2 protein-coding genes are annotated in these 1,556 nt (G+C 68.1%); one reads left to right on the top strand and one right to left on the bottom strand.

Features of this window, described 5'->3' with window-relative positions; all coding sequences use genetic code 11:
- Positions 1-195, top strand: a 195-nt coding sequence (locus tag ACWDRB_RS67785) for a hypothetical protein (RefSeq protein WP_449912890.1), incomplete at its 5' end; no start/stop codon positions are given.
- Positions 196-1,258: 1,063 nt separating this feature from the next.
- Here ACWDRB_RS67785 and ACWDRB_RS67780 read toward each other — a convergent pair.
- Positions 1,259-1,556: hypothetical protein (locus ACWDRB_RS67780; RefSeq protein WP_449912888.1), on the bottom strand; the 298-nt coding region annotated here is incomplete at its 5' end.

Genomic DNA, 1,556 nt, shown 5'->3' with positions numbered 1-1,556 from the left:
CCCGCCAGTCCCCCCGAGACACGCATCCGCGCGACGGAAGGCGACCTCAGCGGACAGCCGCTGTACCGGCCGGACATCTCCCTCGACGACCTCCGCGCACACGGCGTACTCGACGCTCGGCCCGCAGCCACCGAGGCCCCGACACCCCGCACCCGCACGTACGGCCACGGGCAGACAGGCGCAGCAAGCGGGTAGTTGAAACCGAAACCTGGACACATACGCGGCCTACGCGACCCCCGACGTGCCGCACATCAGATACGCCGCGCCCGTGTCGTACACACAGGCCGTTCAACGCAACGCTGCACGAGACCGGCCGCTACAGGGGTAGGGGCGTCCGCATCACGCGAAACCGACATCACGGAGACCGCCCAGGTGGTGCGAACACCCCCGGCGGCAGTTTTCCCCTTTTGTGAGAGCCGCGCCCACGAACCCCAACCGCCGCGAACACCCCCGGCACGGGCGCACGGCCCGAAGGTCATGACAGCCCGGTGTCGGGGAGCCCGACCGCGCGGGTCACCCCGAGGGCCCGCAACCACCACCGGCTACGGGCCCCCCATGCCCGGCGGACACGCGAATGCCACGGGCACGCCGGCCGTAGAACACCTGGACCACCCAAAATCACCCAAAATCCGGGGCCCTGGCCGGATCTTGGGTGGTCCGCTGCCGGAAGCTTCGCGACTGCCGGGCGGCCATGGCGCACACGACCTGACAACCGGAAACAACCGAAAAAATGGGTCCAGGCCCCTCGACCGCGCGCGGGTCCAGGCGACAAGCAAAGAGGAGCGGCTACGCCGCACGACCTTGGGCGACCACGGCCGTCGTCGACACCGGTCCGTCGTCGAGTGCGAGTCACGGCGCGGCAGCCGCCGGACGGCCCGCAGCACCAGTCGCCGAATGGCGGGGGGTGGATGGCTGCTCTGAGGCTAGCCACCCCCCGGCGAAGGTTGCCGACGGTGGCCGGTGGACGTCCGTCTGCGGCTTGGACCGGGTACCCGGTCCATGGACCGGGTTTGGACCGGGTGAATTGATGCCTACCCGGTCCATCGTTTTTGCTGGTCAGGGCGTGTTTTCAGGGCGTTGGACCGGGTGGACCGGGTGATTTAGAAAAACTGGCCTCACGTACGCGCACACAGGAAGCCAGGAAGCTCAACATTGCTGATTTTGCCCGGTCCACCCGGTCCAACATGCTCGGACCTGCGAAAACTGTGGACCGGGTAGGGGTGTCCCTACCCGGTCCATGGCTGCTCGGTGGCGCGGTCTACTGATCTGGGGTGGCTCCGAGAGTTACGCCCACATAGGTCGGGACCCTGGTGCCCTGGATGTACGGTCGGCTGCGCTTGAGTCCCGGAATGGCTGCGAGCAGGTTCCTGCCGAACGTCTCGCGGGTGCCCGGGTGCTCCCGGCCGCCCGTCTCGCACCACTGGCGCCAGACGTCGTAAATCAGGGCAACGGAGACTGTCTTGTCGGGGCCGACGGTGCAGCGCTCACGGAGGAATGCAGACGTGGGCGAGACGCTGTCGGCGAGCAGCTCGACATGCTCGGTAGACGAGACTGGC

The organism is Nonomuraea sp. NPDC003707, from assembly GCF_053587055.1.
This window is presented reverse-complemented; position numbering and strand designations above follow the sequence as displayed.